The following is a 23,018-nucleotide window of genomic DNA, read 5'->3' on the forward strand; positions in this document are numbered from 1 at the left end:
ATTTTTATAGCTCACTAATACTTAAATTATTTAATTTTCCATCATTCAGGGTATTTCTTGCAGTCCCTAAATTATGTTTAACACTGAATTTAATCGTGTTCCCAGTCTTCAGGTTGAAAATGGCATTACAGTTTCCGCTTATAAAATTGCTTACTGCCCCTGCCTGAAATGCAGGATAAGAGTTTACTGTTTTAAATACGGGTATGTTTTCAGAATTTTGGTTACTTTCTATTGCCGTTTCTATAAAGGTATTTTTAGGAATATTACCATTAGCTAACGTAATATTAAATGACACCAGATAAAATCCGTCACGGGGAGCAGTAAACGTCCCGTTAGAAGGATCAAAATCACCATTCGGAACCGCTGTGCCCAAATCAACAGTCTCATTCCATCCTGATATTGAAGTAGTTGTATTGTTTCCGATGCTTTGCGCTGAGGTTTTATTAGCATTAACAAGTGCTTTGGTTGGAGCTTTAAGAGGAAGCGCAATCCATTGTTCCCCATCAGAGTATTCTAAAAATCCACCTGTATTGTAGCGTATAGCACCGGCACCCGCTTCTGTTGCGACTTGTGTGCCTGTTCCTAATCCCATAATTCCTTTATTATCTGCAGAACGAAGATCAAGCTTGGTAACCGGATTCAGCAGACCAATTCCCAGGTTGCCTGTTGTACTTACCACAATATCATTAGCTATTTTCAAAGCATCTGGTGTATCACCATTGTCTTTGGCGGCATCTATATGTAAAGTCTGTGCAGGGTTATGGGTAAAAATACCTACCTGCGCAAAAATGTTACCCGAGGAAAAACATAAAATATAGGCAAGCAGTGTGTATGGTATATTCTTATTCTTTTTCATCATATTCATTTTTTTAATGTTCGATAATTGTTAAATTATTAAACCCGTCATCCGGATTAGTGGGATCTGTAGAATTGCTTGTGACCCTGAGTGTAACGGCACCGCTCGAAATGAGATTATGCCAAAGCCTCGTCACTACTTTTGTACCGGCACTCAACGTAAGGGTAACTGTACTTGATCCCCCGGCTTGGGTAGACCGGGTTGCATTAGCATCATCGGAAGTACCTGTCATAGATTGCCCGAAGGTTTTATACACACTTGCCAGCACAGTGTTTGTTGTTGTATTATAAAATTGTGATTCAACTCTGGAACCGTCATTTATAACCACTCCATTAAAATTAAAGGTTAATAGAAAAGTATATGTACCATCACGGGGAGCTGTAAAAATGCCTAAAGCAGCATCAAAACTATTGCTCATATCACGTACTACATTCCAGTTGCCAATATTGGTCGCTGATCCCTGTGTTATGGACTGGCTTGTAATTTTGCGTGCCACTACCACTGACTTCTGGGGAGCAACATAAGCCTTGCTCCATACTGAACCATCTGACACTTCAATCTTGGCTCCTGCGGGTGCATTGATGACATCATAGCGTACGGCTCCTGCTCCGGCCGAAGCAGCACTCATTGTAGTGGTATTTAATCCCAGAGCATTTTCCAAGCCTGCAGATCTCATATCAAGCTTTACTTTAGGTTCAAGAACTCCCAATCCTAAAAAACCGGTAGCCTTGTTGATGATAACATCGTTTGCAGCCTGAGCTGCAGTTGGTATTCCGGTAGCAGCATTATCCCTGGCACCATCTACATGTAAAATGCCTTGAGGATTTGAGGTTCCTATTCCTGTTTGGGCATATACCGGAGAAAAGAAGCCCTGTACTCCGCCCAGTAGTACTATTATCATTTTTTTATTCATCTGTTTTATATTTTTTAAGTGAACTATTGGAGTATCATCATAGCAGATCTGTCAAAAGGGTAAGAAATATTAGATTGGAAAAAGAGTTTTCCATTTAGTAACAGTATTCCTGCTTAGTTTAAAATGTCCGGCAAGTTGGGAATTGTTCAGCCGGTTCTTTTTCTGATATTCTAATATTTGATAAATCGCTGATTCATTATAAGAGCGGTGTGTCTGGTTAAAAACACTATTCTCTTTGGAAGAATTTCTGAAAAGAAGCTCATTGAGGTCTATAATATCAAGTATTGATAAATTGGATTTATCTAATAAATGGCTGCATACTTCCTTTTTTTCAGGGAATTTTATGTGGATTATATCGGTAAAAATTTTTTTATAATCAGGCGTGTTTTTCATTTAATTAATCTTTCTTTTTTGATTGTGCATATTTGTTCACCCATTTGTACAAAGTAGATCTCGGAATTCTGTACTCTTTTACGATTTGCATTTGTGTTTTATTTCCATTTCCAATTTGTTCCAAAATAAAGTCTACCATCTCTTTTGTATAGATGTTTTTCCGGTATTGAGGAAGAGCGGTTTTTTTTTCAGGATCATTTGAAATGGTTTGAGGAGCATAAAGGATCAGATACTGAGAATAAAGTCTGAAAAAATCATATTCCAGCAGCGTACTTAGTTTCAGGATGATTTCAGAATCCAAAGACTTTTCAGAGAACATTGAGGTTAATTCTTCTTCTGTACATTTTAGAAATTTACATATCCGGAGTACATTGATATTCCGTTCTTCAATACGCAGTTTTATCAGAGATCCTATATGAATGTTTTTAAGATCCAGCATCATTGGCGTAAAGCTTTTACAGTTATTTTTTTCATCATTCAGGTTTTTTTGTTTAGAGTTTTGTGTTTATATCAAAGGCTGTTTTTATTCTCCAGGCATTAGATTTAACTAGTGTAATTTTTCAAATCCTTGTCGCAGCGTAAAGCATTCTTCAATCGCAAATGTAGATGATTGGGATATAGTAAATGAGAGTATATAGTAAGAAATTCGGTTTATATTACTGAAAACTGATGCCCTAAAATCTTCATATTACAGCATATTTGGTTGTCTTTGACTTTTGTGTTTGAGAATATTTTGAACAGTAAATACATTCTTTTTTATCTGTAATTCTGCTACTCACTTTTCCTCTATTATGAATAATTTTAATGTCAAAAATCTATTGAATGAAAAATATCACATTCCCAGAACAGGCAAAATACAAGGTTAAAATCACATAATTGGATAAAAAGGGAATACAATGTATGAAAACACTTATTAATACGGATTAAATTAATAATCAAATATTTATCTACAAAAACAGCATTATAATTTCCGAAATAATTACATTTAAATGACAGATAAATACTTAAAATAGCGCTAAAATTGCAAACAGAAAAAACAACTTAATTAGGATGAAAAACAACATTATTCTTTTGTTCACTTGTATCATTTTCGGTTTTTATCACGCACAAATAAATGACCAAACTATTACAAAGCAAAGTATAGAAAAGAAATTAGCATCAGCTAAAAATACATCTCTTGATCCCAAAAAAAAGATTCAGCTTTATTTACAAATATTCAAGGATGCTAAAGACATTAATGACAGAGAATCTATCCTTACAAGTGGGAAGAACCTGATGATGCTCTATCATAATATTGGTGAAAATGAAAAATCTATTGAATACTCGTATGAAGTAGAAAAGGCAGCCAAAGAAGCTGATGATAACGAATCTATTGCCATGGCATATATTGAGAGAGGGACTGCCCTTTCGGCACTTGGTCTTTTTGATGAAAATTATAAAGAACTTCATAAGGCAGAATATTATGTCAATAAACTTACTGATGAGAACAAAAAACACTTTAACAGAGCTCATATTTACCAGGGGTTAACAGCTGGTTATTATATTCCCAAAAAAGCCCATCAGGATACTATTTTACTGTATTTCAAAAAAAGCCTGCAGGAAACAGAAAAAATAAGTGATGTTGGGAACATCCGGCAAACAGACGAAAAATATGACATGATCTCTTATCTTTATATGAATATCGGGATGCATTATGCCATGATTTCAAAGCCCAAACGGCTGGATATTGCTGAAGAATATCTTCAGAAATCATTAAACATCCTGAATCAAAGGAAATTTACCCACATGAAAGTTGATAAAATTCCCATCTTAAATTATTTGGGACACTTCTATTCGGAACAGGGTAAAAATACAGAAGCTATTGAGTATGCGCAGGAAGTTTTACAATTAGAAAAGAAAACACATTCTCCTGCCAGCAGAGTGGCTGCGTATGCTACTTTGACTAATTCTTTTGAAAGTCTTAAAAATAAAGATTCTACCATCAAATATATGGCTCTTTATTCAAACCTTAGCGATAGTTTAGCTCATTCTAATAAGCTGTCTGCCGATAAAACTATCAAAAAAATCAGCCTGCAACAAGATAAAGTTCATCAGGATAATATCTTACAGTTCGCTGCTGTTTTTTTCATCATTGCCGTGATTCTTATTGCAGGAGGATGGTGGTATTGGAAACGAAATCAAAATAAACTTCATCAACGATATGAAATAATTATTGAAAACCTCAAAAAAGAAGTTCAAATTTCTGAAAATCAACCTACTGAAATAAAAACAGAGAATAAAGGAACCGAAAATAATCTGATTATCTCGGAAGAAACTACAGCCTTATTACTAAGTAAGCTTTCAAAATTTGAAAAATCTGAAAAGTTTCTGAAAAAGGATATGACATTAACTTCTTTATCCAATTCACTTACTACCAACCCAAGGTATCTTTCAGAGATTATCAAACAATATAAAAACAAAAGCTTCAATAATTATATCAATGGGCTTCGGATTCAATTCATTACAAACAAGCTTTATGACACTCCTATTTTCAGAGAATATAAAATAAGCTATCTGGCCGAGGCTTGCGGTTTCTCTTCAAGAGAAGTTTTTGCAGTAATATTTAAAAAAGAAACAGGTGTAAGCCCTTCATATTTTATCAACCAATTGAAAAAAGAAAAAGCAGCAGAATGATTCTATCCATCAACAACTGTCTGAAAAATAGAGTATCTTCGTTAGAGACAGAAATTTTTATCAATCATGAAGTTAGAATTATATCAAATAGATGCATTTACTGAGAAAATTTTCCATGGAAATCCAGCCTGTGTCGTTCCCCTAAAAAACTGGTTACCTGATGAGGTCCTTTTAAAAATATCCCGCGAAAATGCCGTAGCTGAAACAGCTTTCTTTATTGATAACGGCAGTACAATTCATCTAAGATGGTTTACGCCTGAAATAGAAATGGACTTATGCGGACACGCTACCCTTGCCACAGCGCACTGCCTGATTTCAATCTTAAACTATCAGAGCAATAGAATTGTTTTTGAAACTAAGAGCGGTGAATTAACAGTTGAGGTTAAAGAGGACATTTATTATATGAATTTTCCTTCCAGAATGCCTGAAGCTGCAACTCTTCCGGAAAGCCTGTCCCGATCGCTCAATATTCAGCCTAAAGAAGTTTTCAAATCAAGAGATTATATTCTGGTATATGATTCTGAGGATGACATCAAAAATATCAACATTGAAAGATCCGTTTTTGACCTTATCAATCTGGATCCTGGCGGTCTTATTGTAACGGCAGCAGGTACTGACAGTGATTTTGTTTCAAGATATTTTACTCCCCAGTCATCTATTCTCGAAGATCCTGTAACCGGCTCTGCACACTGCTCGCTTATACCGTTCTGGTCTTCAAGATTAGGAAAAGATACACTTTTTGCCCGTCAGCTTTCTGAGAGAGGCGGACAGCTCTATTGTGAAAACAAAAATGAAAGAGTGATTGTAGCAGGTAAAGCCAAAACATATTCTATGGGACATCTGTGGATAGAGTAAATAATGCGGATATTATAAAAAATCCTGTGACAAAAGCTTTGGGAAAAAGCAGATCAGATCATCCCAATAAAAATTTTTTATTAAATATGAACGAAATTAATCTAGTTTAATTTCAGTGAACGATAACTGTCCTACATTTGCTAAAGAATTAAGACAACAAAAAATTATTAAATAAAACAATCATTCACATTAAAAATTTAAAACTATGAGCACATTTACATTAAAAGACGGAACTGAGATTTTTTACAAAGACCAAGGACAAGGACCGGTATTAATGTTTCACCACGGATGGCCATTATCATCTGACGATTGGGATGCACAGGTTATCTTTTTCTTACAGAGAGGTTTCAGAGTAGTTTCCCATGACAGAAGAGGCCACGGCCGTTCTAGCCAGAACATTTACAACCACACTATTGAACAATATGCATCTGATGCAGCGGAACTTGTAGAATTTCTTGATTTAAAAGATGTTGTTCATATAGGACACTCTACAGGAGGTGGTGAAGTAATCCGCTATGTGAATAAATATTCTAACGGAAGAGCTAAAAAAGCTGTATTAATCAGCGCTGTTCCGCCGGTAATGGTAAAAAGTGAAAGCAATCCTGACGGGGTTCCAATGGAAGTTTTTGATGGTATCAGAGAGCAGACTTTGAACAACAGAAACCAGTTTTATTTTGATTTGACTTTCCCTTTCTATGGGTATAACAGAGAAGGAGCCAACATCAAAGACGGAATCCAGAGAAACTGGTGGAGACAGGGAATGATGGGTGGAATTGTAGCTCATTATGATGGAATCAAAGCATTTTCTGAAACCGATTTTACAGAAGATTTGAAAGCCGTTGATATTCCAGTTTTAGTTTTACATGGAGAAGATGATCAGATTGTTCCTATCGAAAATTCTGCTATAAAATCAGCAAAATTATTAAAGAACGGTAAACTGATTACTTACCCAGGTTTTCCTCACGGAATGCCGACTACAGAACATGAAACTATTAATAAAGATCTTTTGGAATTCATCCAGTCTTAATAACAGAATATACCTATTATAAAGAAAGGTGGACTATTGCAGTCCACCTTTTGTTTTGGCCATATTTTAAAAATTAAATTGCTTAATAATAAAGCTTTTTACGTTTCAGATAATTGATAAGCTCTTTCGGTCGGTCGGTCTGAATAATGTTGACTTCTTTATTAATGTACCAATCATATACCTCTGGATTATCCAGAACCTGATCATCATTATTTCCGGCATTATGATGCGGCCACAATGAATTGACCCATATTTTGACCTTTTTTTCTCTTAAAGATTTAAAATCAATCAGATTTTTCTCGGTTGTTCCTACTGTAAATTCAAAACCGTAGATTTTATAGTTTTTGATATAATCTGATATTTTTGTAAGATCATCACTTTTGCCTAACTGGATAATCGGCATATAATGAATATCATTTTTTATATCACCGTATTTCTGATTAAACTCCTTGTAAGATTCATGACCTTTAAACAAAATCTGATCAAGCATATTTCTTTTTTTCACCAAAGGATACACCTGCTTGATGTAATCAAAACCTTTATCCAGATTCAGAAGAATTTTTCCGTCTGAGATTTCCAGAATTTCCTGTAACGTGGGAACTTTCATTTGCGTTTCCACTCCAAGTCCGTCTCTCAGATGCAGTTTTTTAATTTCGTCCAGTGTAAAATCAGACGGTTTTCCTTTTCCTGTTGTCGTTCTGTCGATCGTATTGTCGTGCATCAGGATCAAAACACTGTCTTTGGTCATGGCCAGATCTATTTCAGCCATATCCACTCCTTTTTCAATGGCCTTTTTTACTGCCCATACTGAGTTTTCCGGCGCTTCTCTCCAATCACCTCGGTGGGCAACCACCATTACTTTATTATCAGGAAAATCAGAAAGTGAAATTTTCTTTTGTTGCGCAATGAACAGTGAAGAAAAACTCAGAAGAAATATTTGTAATAATTTATTGTTTAGCATAATTTCAAATGTTTAATTAATATCCTGGATTTTGTTTAATAGCTGGATCTGTATTGATCTGTCCCTGCGGAACAGGCATCAGAAGATGATAGGATTTAATCTGTGCAGTACTGTAACCCGGGTTATTAGCAAAATGAGCAGTCATCACCGGGATTGCTTTTCCGGTTCTCAAAAGATCAAACCAACGGTGGCCCTCTCCTACAAATTCAAGCCTTCTTTCGCGGTCAATTTCATTCAACAGAAGATCTTTTGTTGAAAGGTTTACGGCAGCAATTCCTGCTCTGGTTTTAATTTTATTCAGATATAGATTCGCATTGGAAATGTCATTCTGTTCCGCAAAACACTCTGCCATCATCAGGAAAACATCAGCTAATCTCAGCACCACAAAATTGCTTCCTCCATCGGCAATAGTATTAGATGTTTTTACCAATTTCTTACTGAAAGGAATTCCGTTTGAAGTGAGCCCAATGTATGCAGAACGCCTTGTATCTCCGGCTGAATAGAGATTGTAGACTTCTTTGGTCGGAAGATTGTGACCTTTAGCTCCCGAAACCGATCCGGAAGGACTGAACATCTGAAATGCCGTACTTCCCTCCGAATTTCCGTTCAATCCCGAAGTAAACTGTACATCGAAAATAATTTCAGCATTATTTTCATTGGTGACATCAAAAATTTTATTGACATCAGGCAAAAGCTGGTAACCTAAAGATTCAATCTGATTTAAATAAGTCAATGATTCACCAAATTTCTTCTGTGTTAAAAGTACTTTTCCCATAATTCCCAACGCAGCTCCTTTAGTCACTCTCCCTTTTTGTGAGGTTGTTGTCGGCAAAAGATCAATAGCTTCTTTCAAATCCTTTTCTATAGCGGAATACACCTCAGCAGCAGGAGTTCTTGGCTGCCCGAAATAATCGTTAACATTCGTGGTTTCTTTTAAAACCAATGGAACATCACCATAAATTCTTACGAGATTAAAATACATCAGTGCACGAAGAAATTTCATTTCGCCTATCCTTGTATTCTTCAGAGCATCTGTCATATCAGGAATTTTTCCAATCCTTGTCAGAATAATATTTGCCTGCTGAATACCGATATAATGGTCCTTCCAAGCACTTGCGATAAGACTGTTATTAGGCTGAATTGTGAAAAAATCCATTTCACCATACGTAAAAGAATCATTGGCAGGAACCTCATCATAGGTATTGTCTGAAGGTAATTCTCCCAAAGCAGGCATTGCCAGCTGATATTGTCCCGTATACTGTAGAGCACTGTAAACCGAAATGATACCCTGCTCAATTTCAGAGGAATTGGTATAAAATTGTGAGGATACTTTCTGCGCCTCAGGATTAACGTTCAAAAGATCAGACGAGCACGAGCACATCACCGAAAGGCTGAATATTGTAATGAATATTTTTTTCATGATTTTAAAATTTAAGATTAAAGCCCATAGAATAAATTTTAGCGACCGGATAATAAGCCTGATCAAATCCTTGCGTAAGAACATTGTCTGAAGTAGCATCGATGTTCATTCCCTTGTATTTTGACAGGGTGAAAAGATTGTTTCCTACCAGATAGATCTGTGCGTTTTCTATCCCGATATTTTCAAGCATAGATTTAGGGAAATTAAAAGCCAGACGAAGCGATCTCAATCTCACATAATCTGCATTTTTAAAGTATAGATTAGAAGTTCTGGCTTCTTTCCTGTTGTTAGAGAAATTCATATTTGGCATCCCAAAAAAGCCATCAGGATTGGTTACTGCATTATAGCGGTTGTCAAAATAATACTGAGAAGCCATTCCGAAGCCTTCTCCTGATTCTAAAGTGGTCACCGCATCCGCATTATAGATTTTCTTCCCAATTTCGCTGTATAATGAGAAGCTCAACTCAAAAAGTCCGTATCTGAAATTATTATTAAAACCGAGAATGTATTTCGGAACACCGCTTCCAAAGCTTCTTTTATCGTTGACATCTATTTTTCCGTCACCATTCAGATCTTCCATAATATAATCTCCAACCATGGTTCCAGTAATGTGTGGTGAATTGTTGATCTCTTCCTGAGTTTTATAGATTCCAAGGATATTATAGCCGTACATTTCACCAATTGAACCCCCTACTTTGGTTACAGAGAAGTTATTTTCTCCCGTGATAATCTGGCTCTGGCCGTTTGCCAATGCCAACACTTCATTTTTATTGGTTGAAAAATTAAAACTTCCGGAATACGTAAAATCTTTAGCGATGGTAAACGTTTTTGAGGCAATCTGTAATTCAAAACCGGAATTCTTGATCTTACCGATATTTTGAAGTGAGGTACTGAAACCGGATTGCTGCGGAACAGGAACATCCAATAACAAACCATCTCTGTTCAGGATATAATAATCTGCAGAAATATTCAGGATATTCTTAAACAAAGAAAAATCGATCCCGAAATTGTTTGATCTGGACTTTTCCCAGGAAATATTCGGGTTCGGGGCTGTTGCCGTTGTGTATCCCGGTACTAACATTCCTCCAAAATTATAATTATCAGGATTCATCAATGAAAGTGCCCCGAAATTAGGAATCTGATTATTACCGTTACTTCCAAGACTGTATCTAAGTTTCAAATCCGTCACGAAATTATTTTCAGGAAAGAAATTTTCATTACTGACGGTCCAGCCTGCAGAAAATGCATAGAAATTCCCCCACTTAGAGTTTTTCCCAAAACGGGAAGAACCGTCTCTACGATAGGAAGCCATCAGGTTATACTTATTGTCAAACGTGTAGTTGACTCTGGTAAAATAAGACATCAGCCTCCATTTGTATTGTGTTAATGTATTTTTAAATGATGTTCCGCCTGCAATATTCTGGATACTGTTATCAGGAAATGCGGTGGCTTCAGTTAAAAGCTGTGTATTATCTTCCTGCTGGAAAGACTGTCCGGCAATGGCATCCACCCGGTGAGCACCCCATTTTTGATCAAATGAAAGTAAGTTTTCTATTAAATAATTTTTGCGGATATATTCTGTTCTGTTGGCAAAAGTAACATCCGGAGCTGGTGCTCTGTACGCTCCTACCGTAGAAGGATCGAAGCAATTGTATTCGTAATTTGAATAATCTCCGCCTACGGACAATCTGTATTTCAGGCCCTTTAACAATTCAAGCTCAGTAAAAATATTCCCGAATGTTTTAAATAATGTATATTTTCTGTTGGTCATTTCCTGAACAGCCACGGGATTTTCTACCAAAGCTCCGTCCGTTGCTGTATTTCCCAGGATCTGTTGAGAAATGGCAAGACTTCCGTCATCATTGTAAGGTTTAAAAAATGGATACATTGCCGTAGCCATCTGCAAGGGATTATAGCTTCTTGAATTTTCTGAAGCATTGATGGTACCCGTAGCGTAAGACGGCGTCATTGTTACGCCCACTTTCCATTTATCCGTAAGCTCTGTCGAAAGATTGATACTGGTGGAAAATTTTTCGTAATCGGTCCCGATAACCAAGCCTTTTTGTTTAAAATAACTCATAGTAAAAGCATATTTGCTCTTATCGCTTCCTCCGGTAATATTCAGTGAAGTCTGGCTGATGGGTGCTGGTTTCATAACTGTATTCAACCAGTCGGTATCCGTTAATCCCGGCTCCTTTGCAAGGTAAGGTGCTAAATAATCCGGAATTAATTCTCTTAAAGAAGCTCCCTTGCTTATTCTTGTCGCATTATTATCGGAAATGCTTCTGTTACTGCCTTTAGAAAGATAATTGTTATCTCTGGCTTCTTTCAGAAAAGTGGCCATGTCATACGCGTTGACTAGTTTTACATTATCACTTCTCATCTGCATTCCGTAGTAGGAATCGAAAGAAACGGCCATCCTGCCTTTTTTACCTTGCTTTGTTTCAATGATAATTACACCGTTTGCTCCTCTGGAACCATAGATTGCAGCTGAAGCGGCATCTTTTAAGATATCAATTTTGGCAATGGAATTAGGATCAATGGCATTCAGATTAGAACCTTCAGTTAATGGCAGCCCGTCTACAACGATCAAAGGATTGGAACCTGCCGTCAACGTTCCAATACCTCGTACCCGTATTGAAGGCGAACTTCCCGGGCTTGCATTGGCCTGAGTAATCTGAACTCCGGTCGCTTTTCCTGCAATAATATCGCCAAAATTACTGGAAGCCACTCCTTTCATCTGCTTCTCGTCAATAGAAGAAATAGAACCTGAATTGTTTTTCTTACTCTGCTTCCCATAGCCCACCAAAACAACCTCATCAATGTTTTTTTCTCTTGATTTTACCGTGTCTTTAATCGGATTTATATACTCTGCAGATTGTTGAGCATTGGTTCTCTGAATTTTTGCCATCGCTCTTGCATTGAGACGAACCGTCACTGTTTTTTGATCTACGTTAAAATCCAGACCGACATTTTTTTTCAGATAGTCTAAAGAGGCTGATAAAGACTGAAAGTTAACTTGAGATTCATCCACCTGAATATCTTTCAGGTCTGAAACCGAATAAAAGAATTTTACGCCATGCTCTTTTGAAAGTTTTTCAAAGATTTTAATCAAAGGCGTTTTCCGCTGAATAACGGACTGTTGAAAACATTTGTTAGCCTCTGCGTAGGTAAACTGTGGCGCACACAAAAGACCCAACAACATCATGCTAATTGTTGTTTTTTTCATAGCTTTGCTGAAATTAGTTGTTATTTGACTGATTTATATTCAATGCATCGGTAACCCCAATTACTGGTGCATTATTTTTCTAAAATGATATGATTTGCTGATTGTTTTCCTGCAGTCAGATTAAATGGAAACCCTATTGTTTTAATAACTTTATCCAGATCTCCGGTGATGTCTCCGTCAATAATATTCTCTTTGTAATGCTGAGGATAGGTTATGGAAACATTGTAGGTCATCTCCAATTGAGAAATGGCCTGCCCGAATTTCATTTCATTAAAATCAAATGTTCTTACCACATCCTGATCGTAAAAATGTTTCTCGGCTCCATCTTTGTCAGCAAGCCAGGTTTCTTTAGGCAAAAGGTATGTTGTATTCCCTTTGTAATCAATTTTTACTTTTCCTTCTTTCAGATAGACTTTCTTATCTGTGGATCTCTGATCAAGCAAAAATTTGGTTCCCAATACTTTTACTTTAAATCCATTGGCATCAATGATAAACGGCAGCGCTTTATTTTTAGCAACACTGAAAAATGCTTTCCCTTTAAAAGAAACATTTCTGTTTTTTTTTCCGAAATCATCCGTCAGTTTCAATTCACTTTCAGGTTCCAGTGTAATGATACTTCCGTCAGATAGTATAAATTCTTTTTGAATCTTTTCTGTCCTGAAAACCATTTGCTGATGATCCTGAGATTTTATTTCATCTCCAGTAGAAAACAAAGTAATCAGTGTAAATAAAGGCAAAAGAACAGCCGCAGCCCATAAAACCCGTTTTGTATTTTTTCTGAACCTGATTTTATTTTCAAGTCCATTCCAGATTCGCTGATCTGCCGAATCCTTCATTTTCCGATTTTCGTCTTTGACCGATTTCCATTGATTGTCGAAATCCATATGCTCCTATTTGATCTTTACTAGAGAATACGCAGGAAGTGTAAAATCGTCAACCTCTATTTTTTTGATTTAACGATTTGTTCATATTGGTTGATGTTGGGTTAAAGTTGAAATTGATTTTTATTTAAATTAATTGATGTAATTAGATACAACTTTACCTTAATCCTGCTCTCTTATTATTATGACTCTGTCATTCAGAATGTAACGCAGTGAAATGAAGAATCCAGGCTTTACATGATGACAATGAGGTAAGTTGTATATAGCTGCCTTAATTAAAACTAATAAACAATTAGATATACAGATTTGAAGTGAAGTTTGTTATCAATATAAACGGAAAAGGTTAAAAGAAAAAATTCAAGTTGGTCCTTAGAAATTTCAAAACCTTGTTGACATGTTTTTCAACAGCTGTTTTGGAAATATGATTTTCCTGAGCAATGGTAAAAAGGCTGAGATTCTGGATTTTATTTTTTATGAAAAAATCACGGCTTCTTTCAGGAACCTGTTCCAGAAGGTTTTCTATCTTTTTGAGTTGATCTTCCTGCTGCAGCTGCTTTTCGATTTCGGAGGTTTCTTCATCCTGATTTTCCGTAGAATTTTCCAGCGGAACAAAGATCATTTTCCTTTTACGGTAAAAGTTGGAGATTTCCTGTTTGGCAGATTTAAAAATGAGTGCTTCAATTTCTGAAGGTGAATTGGTTTTGGATAAATATTTCCAGACATGCATAAAAATATCCTGAACAATTTCTTCAATATCTTCTTCTTCCGAAAGGTATTTTGCCACAAAAAAATACACCCTGTGCTTGTAACCGGAATATATTTCTTTAAAATGATCCATCCTTTAAAATATCTTTGAACCTACAACTCAATGATGCAAAAGTATCTAAAAGCAATGTCAATCATATTAAATTCATATTAAGTTTAAATTCATAATCATAATACAGTTTGACTTTTGACAGACTTCGATTTACCTCAAAAAGAAAAATCTAAATCATCAGCGGAAGGTCTGAAATTGGAGTGCATCGTTGCTGTAAAATAATCACAAAACACCTGATATATTGCAGAATCAGTAGCTGTTGCCCGGATTCCAAGCTGAGTGTAAACAGTAAGTATTTGGTGGGACAATTGCTCGGTTAGTTCTGTTCCGTAAGTATGAATCTCATTTTGATGATCCGCTGAAATCGCTTTGCTATCAGCAAGAATATTTTCAATATTTCTGGCCATACCTAACACCTTTTCCAAATGTTTTTCAACAGACTCAACAAAGTTTTTGAAATTGATCTGAGGACGAATAAGCTCTGCTTCTTCAATAAAATGAGAAGCCATTCCAAGATAATTCACCAAAAGTGTCAAATCTGCAAAAACCCGAAACGGAATGCTGTCCAGTACATCATCAGTGAAAAAATGGTCGTACACAAAGCTGCACTCTTCGCTGACGATAACATTTTCAATGGTAAAGGAATAAGTTCCGCTGGCTTTCATTCCCATTGATTTCCAGTTGGGGATGATTTCAGCCTGTTCTTTGGGAACAATGAAGGATTGAATCCTCTCATTACCTTCATGATCTACCATCGGCTTACCATTTTCTGTAATTCTGGCATTGAGTGTAAAATGAGTCAGATGGGGAGCTCCTGTGGCAAAATTCCATAATCCATTGATGATATAGGTGTTATCATTTTGCTTTTCTGCAGTCCCGCCCACCATTCCGCTTCCTCCAAAACAGGTTTTAGAATCAGTGAACAGCAATTGAGCCACATCGGGTTTTATATTTCTTGAAAAATAATTGGCTCCGGCACAAAGTGTCAGCATCCAGCCAAAGCTTCCATCAGTTTCAGCCCAGCCAAATAATGCTTTAAGTCCCTCTTCAAAACGATATCCCAATCCTCCGTATTTCCTGGGAACCCAGATCTTAAGCCATCCCTCTTCATGAATATGCTGTATCACCTTATCAGAAATTACAGAAGCTCCCTGAAGTTCTTTTCTGATGTCTTTAGTATTGAGCATTGGCTTTGGTTTTAATAAGTTTCTGCCATTCCATATAACCGGAGATTGCCACTAAAAATAAAAATGACGTCAAAACAGCGTAGAGATATAATTCCTTATGAATCATTAAAGGGATGGAAATAATATTACTGATATTGAGGATCACCCAGTTTTCAATTTTCCGTCTTGCCATCAGCCACATTCCTGCCCATGCAAAAGCACTTACCAGAGAATCCCAGACCGGAACATCCGAATCTGTAAAATGAGTGAGAAAGAACCAGAACAGACTAAAAGTTCCCAGTACAATTCCTCCGGTAATCCATTTTTCTAAGGTTGAGGTAACAGAGATTTCCATTTCGGATTTTTGCTTCCCGAATTTCCAATACAGCCATCCGTAGATGCTCATGATCAAATAATAAAGATTTAATGTAAATTCAGCATACAGTTTTGAGGTAAGCATCACATACAAAGTAAGCAGAATACCGGCAATTCCGAAAAGATAGTTATTGACATTGTTTTTACGGGCCAGTAAAACCTGAATGACTGAAAATAAGACTCCGAACCATTCCGGTAAGGTAATTTGTTTTAAAATGTCCTGCATCATATTAATTGTTAGAAATCAAATGATGAGATGATAAGTAAGCAATCCCTACGCCGGCATTATCTGGATCAGGTGTGGAAGTACATTCCTGGGTATCATCTCAGCCACTGTTCTGTAGCACCCCATTGTTGGGGCAAAGGTGCAGCTTTTTTGCTTAAAAAGAAAATACATCAGGCTTTTATTTCAAATAAAATTCATTCGTGGAGAGAACCACAAGATATTTTTTAACTGCTCAAATTACGAAGAATCTGGCTTAGAAATAAATACTCTATAATTGACGAACCAGCCGAAACGTAAGATTGATACGCTCCTTCATGGAAGTTACAGATTTAGCAATCCGGTGCTCCCAGTTCTCCTGCAAGTCTCCTTTCATGATCAATAATGAACCATGAGGAAGAGGAAGGCTGTATTTACTTTGATGGTGATCTTTTTTCCGGAAATCAAAGTTTCTGGTTTGTCCTAAACTTATTGATGCAATCACCGGGCGGTTTCCATATCTGCTTTCCTTATCCCGATGCCAGGCAACAGAGTCATTGTGATCTCTGTAAAGATTAAGCAATACAGAATTGAACTGATAGCCAAATGTTTCTTTTATTCTTTCTTTTAAAGAAAACAGTTCAGGTGTCCAGAGATGAGTCTCCACTTTACCATTTCCTAATGGATAATCCGTTTTCGGATCTCCATACCATGCCGTTAAGCGCGGTGTCAGCACCATTTTATCATACATTTTCTGGGTTCTTTGTTTCCAGGGAGCTGTTTCAAGCAAATGAGTCTTAAGTTTGTCAGCTTCTTCCTGGCTCAGGAAATGTTCTCGATACTCCAGAAGATCTTTGGGAAATTCATACAATTCTTCTGAGTCGAACAGGCTGAGCTGGGTCATATTTTTTAATTTTTAAATAATAGAATTATATTCCTAAGCATAGCAACCGTTACTAACACGGAGCACTCTTGAAGCTTTTATTGACTCTTTGAATATTATACGATAGAAGGAAATTACAATTGATACAAATAATATCTACAAATATATTAAAAACGATACAAAAATAACCAAAACTATTACCACTTCTTTCTTGAATCTCTGGGATCTCAACATAAAAAAGGAGATCAAATTGATATCTGATCTCCTTTCTATAATTGAATATTGTTTTATATTGCTTTGCTGTTAAGATTAGTATCAGCAATTTTTGTTAACAGATCATCACATTTTTTTTCTTCTTCTAGTGTGCTCAAAAGATTTTTAAGACAATCCTTCTCTTTCAATACTTTTGCAAAGGCTGCAAGTGTACCATAGGAAGCAATTTCATAATGTTCCACTTTTTGTGCTGCTGCAATGATTCCTGCATCTCTTACCGCTCCTGGCTCTGTTTCTTCTATAATGCTTTTCCCCTCATCCAGCAGTCCCTGCATCGCATCACATTTCTTTGCCTGAGCTTTCTTACCGAGTGCTTTAAAACATTTTTCCAGCCTGTCAACATGATCTTCCGTTTCCTTAATATGTTTGTTTATTGCTGTTTTAAGTTTTTCACTGGTCGCGTTTTTCATCATTCTTGGCAATGCTTTCAAAAGTGCTTTTTCAGCCCAGTAAAGATCTTTCAGTGCCTCTTCAAAAAGGTCTTCCAACCCTTTTGCCGCACCTTTTTTAGCCGGAGTCTTTGCAGATGCTTTCCGTGTTGCTGCTTTTTTTACGGTTGCTTTTTTTGTTGCTGTTCTAGTTTCCATAATATACTATTTTAGTATTTGATTGGTGATAATTCTACAACTATAAGACCATTTTTGCCTGAAATACTGAGATGTGGTATCTAAAAAATTTAAGGAATATAAGTTATTTTAAGACTGATATTTCTTTACACAAACGGTTATAGATATCAAAATAATTGATCTGTCACTATGTGCAGAAATTTTCAGGCTCCCACCATATCGACAATTATTTATATCGTTGCTGCTGCTCGGTAGAATCTAATGAAGGTCTTGGTTCATTGGAAAACTTCCCTAATTTTTCATAATACTTATGAAGTTGGTCAAGTTCTTCTTCCGTTAAATCTTCAATATCCACCAGCCTGTTACTGGCTTTTTCATAGGATGCTATAAGTTCATTCAGCTTTATCTGGATCGCTTTAGAGTCTTTATTCTGAGTTTTTTGAATCAGAAATACCATTAGGAAAGTTATAATAGTAGTACTTGTATTGATAACCAGCTGCCAGGTTTCTGAATAGTCGAAAACAGGTCCGCAAACCGCCCAGATAACAACAAGTAAACTTGCACCGATAAAAGCTCCTGGACTTCCGGTAATATAGACAACGCGATCTGAAAACTTTTCAAAAAAATTCTTTTTCATACTATAAATACGGTTTTAAAATAAAATGATAATACAAGGTATCAAAACAACAGTATAAAGTTTATGACTCTAGTCAATTACCAAACGTTCTATCACTAAATGGATGAATAATTAGAATATTTTAAAGAAACAGCGGTCGTTATAATAAAAAATATAAGGAACTGCATAATTATTTTATGCAGTTAAACACATTTCCTGTTTTTGATAATTCACTTTTATAACAAATTGTAAATTAAATATCTGAATTAATTAATACACTTAAAAAAATGAGTAATAACAGATCATCCGGATGCTTTCTGAAATCACGTAATGAAGATTTAATACTTTATTAAAAAATAAATATCCATCTTTGCAGCCTTAAATTCAAAAACGCTAGTTTATTTCATGAGCATTACTTTTAAAAAGCGACTAATTATAGCGCTTGTATTACCTACGGCCGCCATATATTATGGACAGAATACGAAGGATTCTTTAGACAAATCAAAATCTATTGATGAGGTTATGTTGGTAGGTAGAAACCTTTCCCAAACAGCCAAAGAGAGAAAAACACCTGTTGCAGTTTCCAACATCAAAGCAGCAGAGATTCAGGAGAAACTGGGAAACAGAGAATTCCCTGAAATTATGAAGTCTACTCCATCCGTTTACGTGACCAAAGTAGGTGGAGGATTCGGAGACAGCAGAATCAACATGAGAGGTTTTGACGGTGCTAACATTGCAGTTATTATCAACGGACAACCCGTGAATGATATGCAGGGAGGTACTGTGTACTGGTCTAACTGGACAGGATTAGCTGACATTGCCAGCAATATTCAGATTCAGAGAGGATTGGGAGCTTCTAAATTTGTTGTTCCCTCTGTAGGAGGAACCATCAACATTGTAACCAAAGCTACAGATTCTGAGCAGAAAGCAATGGTAAAAGGAGAAGTTGGTAATGACAACTACTCCAGAATATCTGCAATGTACTCTTCAGGGTTAAAAAACAAATGGGGAACAACTGTATTGCTTTCCCGTTGGCAAGGTGACGGTTATATCAACGGAACACAGGGAGAAGGTTATTCCTGGTTTTTCTCTACAGGATTTAAGCCTAATGAAAAACATGCTTTCAATTTTATCGCAACGGGAGCACCACAGGTACATGACACAAGAAGATCTTCTGCAACGGGAGCGAATGTAGCTACTTTGCAGCAACTTGACACTTATGGAAGAAGATACAACCCACAAACAGGAATGCTGAATGGTTCTCAATTCAATTTAGCACCTAACTTCTACCACAAGCCTATTGCTTCATTAAACTGGGACTGGAATATCAATGATAATCTGAAATTATCTACCGTTCTTTATGGTTCATGGGGACGTGGAGGCGGTGGTACCGGACTTAACGGTTCTATCAAAAACGCGGCAGGACAAACTATGAATTTCATGAATTCTGGTGCAGGCGGAGACGGTACGATCAACTGGGATATGATTTATCGTTATAACAGAGGCGGTATGGTAACAGATTATAATGGAAACAGCTTCCAAAAATCAACCTTTACAGCACCTGCAGGCTCTCCTACTGATTACAACGGAAAATACGTAGCTACTCTGAACGGAACCAATGGTATCGTTAGAAAGCAAAGCATCAATGCTCATGATTGGTATGGAGTCATTGCAGACCTTAATTACAAAAAGAATAACTGGACCTTTAACGGAGGTATTGATCTTAAAACATATAAAGGAGCTCTGTATGACATTGTAACTGATATGTTAGGATCAGATGCATTATATGTCCCTAATACAGCCAATGCACCAAAGGGATATTTTATCAATCAAACTGTAAAACCTGAACCTCTTACTAAACTTAAAGATGCTCAAAAAGTATCTATCCACAATGAAGGTTTGGTAAAATGGGCTGGTATCTATGGTATGGTTGAATACAGCTCTGAAAAGCTAAGTGCATCCGTTCAGGGATCCGTTTCTGAGCAATATTATAAGAGAGTAGATTATATGCTGTATACACCAGGAAACCAGGAAACAAAATGGTACCACAAAACGGGATATATCGTAAAAGGAGGAGCCAACTATAATATAGATGATCATCATAATGTATTTTTCAATACAGGAGTGATCTCAAGACAGCCGTTATTCAACGCTTTATTCCCATCCAACCAGAATATTTATAACGATGCCAAGAATGAAAGAATCTTCTCTGTAGAATTAGGATACGGTTTCAAATCGCGTTATATAGATGTAAACATTAATGCTTACAGAACGCAGTGGGATGACAGATTTATTTCAAGAACATTCAATGCTACAGCAGCGGATGTTGCAAAATTCCCTCAGTTAAGCCTTGGAAATGCTTATTTCTATAATGCACTGAACGTTGGTCAGGTACACCAAGGACTTGAACTGGAGACAAAAGCAAGACCTTTTGCTAATCTTAAACTTAGAGGAATGGTTTCTTTCGGTAACTGGAAATACAAAGGAAACGCTAACTTCAACATTCTGGATGTTCAAACCAACCAGGAAATATCCGGAGCTACAGGAGTGATCAATATCAAAGATCTGAAGGTGGGAGATGCTGCACAAACAACAGCAAGCATTGGAGCGGATTATAATATTACCAAAGCTTTCAGTATTGATGCGAACTGGGAATATTATGACAGACTGTATGCACAGTTCAACCCGATTAACTTCCTTACTGAAGCAGCAAGAGAAAAAGGAATTGTAAAATTGCCAAGTTACCATTTATTTGATGTAGGTGCTTCTTACAAATTCACATTGGATGCGAAAAAATCTTTAACATTGAGAGCGAATGTATACAACTTATTCAACAAATATTATATTTCTGAATTAAGCTCCAATATTTTCGCAGGTGATAAAATTGCTAATGGTCCGGATGCAGGGAAAACCTATCAGGATGCAGGCAGAGTGTATCAGGGTGTTGCAGATGGCAATACAGGATTCCTTGGTTTTGGAAGAACCTGGTCTGTTGCAGCCACTTTGAGATTCTAAGACAATATTTATTTCAATAATGAATCAATTGAATCGGCTGACCCAAAAATGGGTCAGCCGATTTTTTTATCTTACTCCGAAATCTCGAATAAAAGAATACGCTGTCTTTTACCGATTAAAAGTTTTTAGGTTTTTTATTCTGAGCAGCGTGTGTCGCTATTTCATTTATACGGTTTTTCCTGGTTTCGGGTCTTTTGGCAAGTATCACCCACTGCAGCAACATTTTTTTTATGGATTTGCTCAAACTTAGAAAATACACTTCCGAACCTTCATGAATTTTAAATGCCTCCATCAGATCTTCAGGAATTGCAAGGTCTTCCACACTATCTAAAATATTCCAGGAACCATTTTCTTTAGCAATTCTGATGGTTTCAAATCCGGCTTTTGTCATCAGCTCATTTTCAATCAGTCTTTCAACTTTCTCTTTATTGATTTTTGACCATGTACTATTAGGTTTTCTCCTGCTGAATAACTGCATAAAAGAACCTTCATCAATGGTTTTTCTTGTGCTGTCAATCCAGCCAAAACAAAGAGCTTCATCTACTAGCTCAGTCCAATACACCATGGGTAAATTAGATTTTCGTGTATTGCAGACAAGCCATATAGATTGTAATTTCTGATGGTTCTCTTGTAACCATGCCCGCCATTCTGCTTTTGTATTTATATATACAGTTGGTCTTTCCGGAGTTGTTCCCATACTATCTGCTTTTACACGTTTTGATAGTTTAAAATTAAGAAAGATGATTGACAATAAGTTGTCAGTATTACATGTGCAATATGATACCCTATTATTTGAACTATCAATTCTAAAAAGGCAATAAAATTACTTGGAGTTCTTCACCTGCAGCGCCCTCTGATAAAAAGACTGGCTTGCAATTTTCTCCTCGGCCTCATCAATAGCTGCCAGCAGATTATTATTGTTATCAGTAATTTCCCCCAGAATCTGTGACATCAACTCCCAGACCGGTTTCATTTTACCAATGAGCTCCTTTCCCTTTGGAGTTAATTTAAACATCCTTTTTCGTTCATCCTGTTTATCTTTTTCCCATTGTATCAACTCCAGTTTTTCGAGTTCTTTGAGCAGGGTTATGGTGGATGGATGGGTATACCCTATCTCATTGGCAATTTCAACAACGCTTGCGATCTCTTTTTTATAAATGGTAAAGATCACCGGAAACCATTTAAGCTCAAAATCGATTCCAAATGCTTTATAGATCAGGGCTCCGTCTTTTCTCAGTTGTTCACTCAAACGATGCAATCGGGTTGATATGGCAAGAATTCCTGCTTCGTTGATCACATTCATATTCAGTCAATATTTAAATGGTAAAAAATATCATCAGCACTCATTAAAGGGAATTTCTCAGGAAGATTTCCTTTTTCAATCTTCATAAACCGATTTCTTTCGTAGAAACGCTGTGCTGCTTTCAGGACCGTTATGGTTCCCAAATACAGATCATCAATTGCTGTATCACGGCAGAAAGAAATTAACACTTCCAATAATTCCTGAGCAATATTCAGTTCTTTCCCTCTGAATTCTTTTTTAACAAACATCTTTCTGATCGCTCCTGCCCTTTCATCAAACTTAACCAGTGCAATGGAACCTACCAGTTCACCATCTACAAAAGCACCCCAAAAGTTACCTCCTGCTTCCGTATAAAAACTTTCAATCTGCAAAAGATCAGGCTGATCTTTAATGGTGATCGGAATATTAAACTCCTTCTGCTGAATATTCAAAATCAAGTCAATCGCCTGTTCCGAATAAGAATTTCCTATGGGCTGTATCTTTAATTTCATAGTGTTTGAATTTTAAAGTATAAAACTACGTAGTTAAATACGTATATCCAAACTAAATTTATTCTTTAAAGAATTTTAACATAGAACAAATAAAAAAACGTAT

At 36.5% G+C, this 23,018-nt stretch carries 20 protein-coding genes and 1 riboswitch; of the genes, 4 read left to right on the top strand and 16 right to left on the bottom strand.

Annotation, left to right across the window (positions count from 1 at the left end; genetic code table 11):
- Positions 1 to 4 precede the first annotated feature (4 nt).
- From GFU89_RS04290 to GFU89_RS04300, 3 genes are all read right to left on the bottom strand, one after another.
- The gene (locus GFU89_RS04290; protein ID WP_318845971.1) at positions 5 to 859 is read right to left on the bottom strand and encodes a hypothetical protein; all 855 of its coding nucleotides are present in this window, start codon (positions 857 to 859) and stop codon (positions 5 to 7) included.
- A gap of 10 nt (positions 860 to 869) precedes the next feature.
- A complete protein-coding gene (locus GFU89_RS04295) occupies positions 870 to 1,757 on the bottom strand; it encodes a hypothetical protein (RefSeq protein ID WP_318845972.1) in 888 nt (295 codons plus the stop codon).
- Between the two features lie 409 nt (positions 1,758 to 2,166).
- Positions 2,167 to 2,604: a helix-turn-helix domain-containing protein gene (locus GFU89_RS04300; RefSeq protein ID WP_318845973.1), complete on the bottom strand. Its 438-nt coding sequence runs from the start codon at positions 2,602 to 2,604 to the stop codon at positions 2,167 to 2,169.
- A gap of 608 nt (positions 2,605 to 3,212) precedes the next feature.
- Here GFU89_RS04300 and GFU89_RS04305 point away from each other — a divergent pair.
- From GFU89_RS04305 to GFU89_RS04315, 3 genes are all read left to right on the top strand, one after another.
- Complete coding sequence (locus tag GFU89_RS04305; protein WP_318845974.1) at positions 3,213 to 4,835, top strand: AraC family transcriptional regulator; 1,623 nt, start codon at positions 3,213 to 3,215, stop codon at positions 4,833 to 4,835.
- Positions 4,836 to 4,901: 66 nt separating this feature from the next.
- On the top strand, positions 4,902 to 5,690 hold the full coding sequence (locus GFU89_RS04310) for a PhzF family phenazine biosynthesis protein (RefSeq protein ID WP_318845975.1): 789 nt from the start codon (positions 4,902 to 4,904) through the stop codon (positions 5,688 to 5,690).
- 205 nt (positions 5,691 to 5,895) lie between these two features.
- On the top strand, positions 5,896 to 6,717 hold the full coding sequence (locus tag GFU89_RS04315; protein ID WP_318845976.1) for an alpha/beta hydrolase: 822 nt from the start codon (positions 5,896 to 5,898) through the stop codon (positions 6,715 to 6,717).
- A gap of 82 nt (positions 6,718 to 6,799) precedes the next feature.
- Here GFU89_RS04315 and GFU89_RS04320 read toward each other — a convergent pair whose 3' ends face one another.
- From GFU89_RS04320 to GFU89_RS04365, 10 genes are all read right to left on the bottom strand, one after another.
- Entirely contained in the window at positions 6,800 to 7,678 is an 879-nt protein-coding gene (locus GFU89_RS04320; RefSeq protein ID WP_318845977.1) for a glycerophosphodiester phosphodiesterase family protein, read from the bottom strand.
- 16 nt (positions 7,679 to 7,694) lie between these two features.
- The gene (locus GFU89_RS04325) at positions 7,695 to 9,098 is read right to left on the bottom strand and encodes a RagB/SusD family nutrient uptake outer membrane protein (protein ID WP_318845978.1); all 1,404 of its coding nucleotides are present in this window, start codon (positions 9,096 to 9,098) and stop codon (positions 7,695 to 7,697) included.
- A gap of 4 nt (positions 9,099 to 9,102) precedes the next feature.
- Complete coding sequence (locus GFU89_RS04330) at positions 9,103 to 12,327, bottom strand: SusC/RagA family TonB-linked outer membrane protein (RefSeq protein ID WP_318845979.1); 3,225 nt, start codon at positions 12,325 to 12,327, stop codon at positions 9,103 to 9,105.
- Positions 12,328 to 12,398: 71 nt separating this feature from the next.
- Positions 12,399 to 13,211 carry a FecR family protein gene (locus GFU89_RS04335; RefSeq protein ID WP_318845980.1) on the bottom strand — a complete coding sequence of 271 codons (813 nt, stop codon included), beginning with the start codon at positions 13,209 to 13,211 and terminating at the stop codon, positions 12,399 to 12,401.
- Between the two features lie 340 nt (positions 13,212 to 13,551).
- Positions 13,552 to 14,046, bottom strand: coding sequence for an RNA polymerase sigma factor (locus GFU89_RS04340; RefSeq protein WP_318845981.1), 495 nt, complete (start codon positions 14,044 to 14,046; stop codon positions 13,552 to 13,554).
- A gap of 134 nt (positions 14,047 to 14,180) precedes the next feature.
- Positions 14,181 to 15,212 (bottom strand): hypothetical protein, encoded by a 1,032-nt coding sequence (locus GFU89_RS04345; protein ID WP_318845982.1) that lies wholly within the window; start codon positions 15,210 to 15,212, stop codon positions 14,181 to 14,183.
- On the bottom strand, positions 15,199 to 15,795 hold the full coding sequence (pnuC, locus tag GFU89_RS04350) for a nicotinamide riboside transporter PnuC (RefSeq protein WP_318845983.1): 597 nt from the start codon (positions 15,793 to 15,795) through the stop codon (positions 15,199 to 15,201). The genes GFU89_RS04345 and pnuC overlap by 14 nt, the downstream gene beginning before the upstream one ends.
- A 25-nt stretch (positions 15,796 to 15,820) precedes the next feature.
- Positions 15,821 to 15,927: riboswitch (TPP riboswitch) on the bottom strand.
- A gap of 133 nt (positions 15,928 to 16,060) precedes the next feature.
- Positions 16,061 to 16,672, bottom strand: a complete 612-nt coding sequence (locus GFU89_RS04355; protein WP_318845984.1) for an alpha-ketoglutarate-dependent dioxygenase AlkB family protein — start codon at positions 16,670 to 16,672, stop codon at positions 16,061 to 16,063.
- 266 nt (positions 16,673 to 16,938) lie between these two features.
- Positions 16,939 to 17,511, bottom strand: coding sequence for a ferritin-like domain-containing protein (locus GFU89_RS04360; RefSeq protein ID WP_318845985.1), 573 nt, complete (start codon positions 17,509 to 17,511; stop codon positions 16,939 to 16,941).
- 205 nt (positions 17,512 to 17,716) lie between these two features.
- Positions 17,717 to 18,127 carry a low affinity iron permease family protein gene (locus GFU89_RS04365; protein WP_318845986.1) on the bottom strand — a complete coding sequence of 137 codons (411 nt, stop codon included), beginning with the start codon at positions 18,125 to 18,127 and terminating at the stop codon, positions 17,717 to 17,719.
- A gap of 384 nt (positions 18,128 to 18,511) precedes the next feature.
- Here GFU89_RS04365 and GFU89_RS04370 point away from each other — a divergent pair, with 384 nt between their 5' ends.
- Positions 18,512 to 21,121, top strand: coding sequence for a TonB-dependent receptor (locus tag GFU89_RS04370; protein WP_318845987.1), 2,610 nt, complete (start codon positions 18,512 to 18,514; stop codon positions 21,119 to 21,121).
- Between the two features lie 115 nt (positions 21,122 to 21,236).
- Here the strand turns inward: GFU89_RS04370 and GFU89_RS04375 are convergent, their stop codons facing one another.
- From GFU89_RS04375 to GFU89_RS04385, 3 genes are all read right to left on the bottom strand, one after another.
- Complete coding sequence (locus GFU89_RS04375) at positions 21,237 to 21,818, bottom strand: YdeI/OmpD-associated family protein (RefSeq protein ID WP_318845988.1); 582 nt, start codon at positions 21,816 to 21,818, stop codon at positions 21,237 to 21,239.
- A 126-nt stretch (positions 21,819 to 21,944) separates the two neighbouring features.
- Positions 21,945 to 22,424: a MarR family winged helix-turn-helix transcriptional regulator gene (locus GFU89_RS04380; RefSeq protein ID WP_318845989.1), complete on the bottom strand. Its 480-nt coding sequence runs from the start codon at positions 22,422 to 22,424 to the stop codon at positions 21,945 to 21,947.
- A 2-nt stretch (positions 22,425 to 22,426) separates the two neighbouring features.
- Positions 22,427 to 22,915 carry a GNAT family N-acetyltransferase gene (locus tag GFU89_RS04385; protein WP_318845990.1) on the bottom strand — a complete coding sequence of 163 codons (489 nt, stop codon included), beginning with the start codon at positions 22,913 to 22,915 and terminating at the stop codon, positions 22,427 to 22,429.
- Between the last annotated feature and the right edge of the window lie 103 nt (positions 22,916 to 23,018).

Origin of the sequence: Chryseobacterium sp. JV558 (assembly GCF_033712365.1) — a bacterium.
Taxonomy (GTDB): Bacteria; Bacteroidota; Bacteroidia; order Flavobacteriales; family Weeksellaceae; genus Chryseobacterium.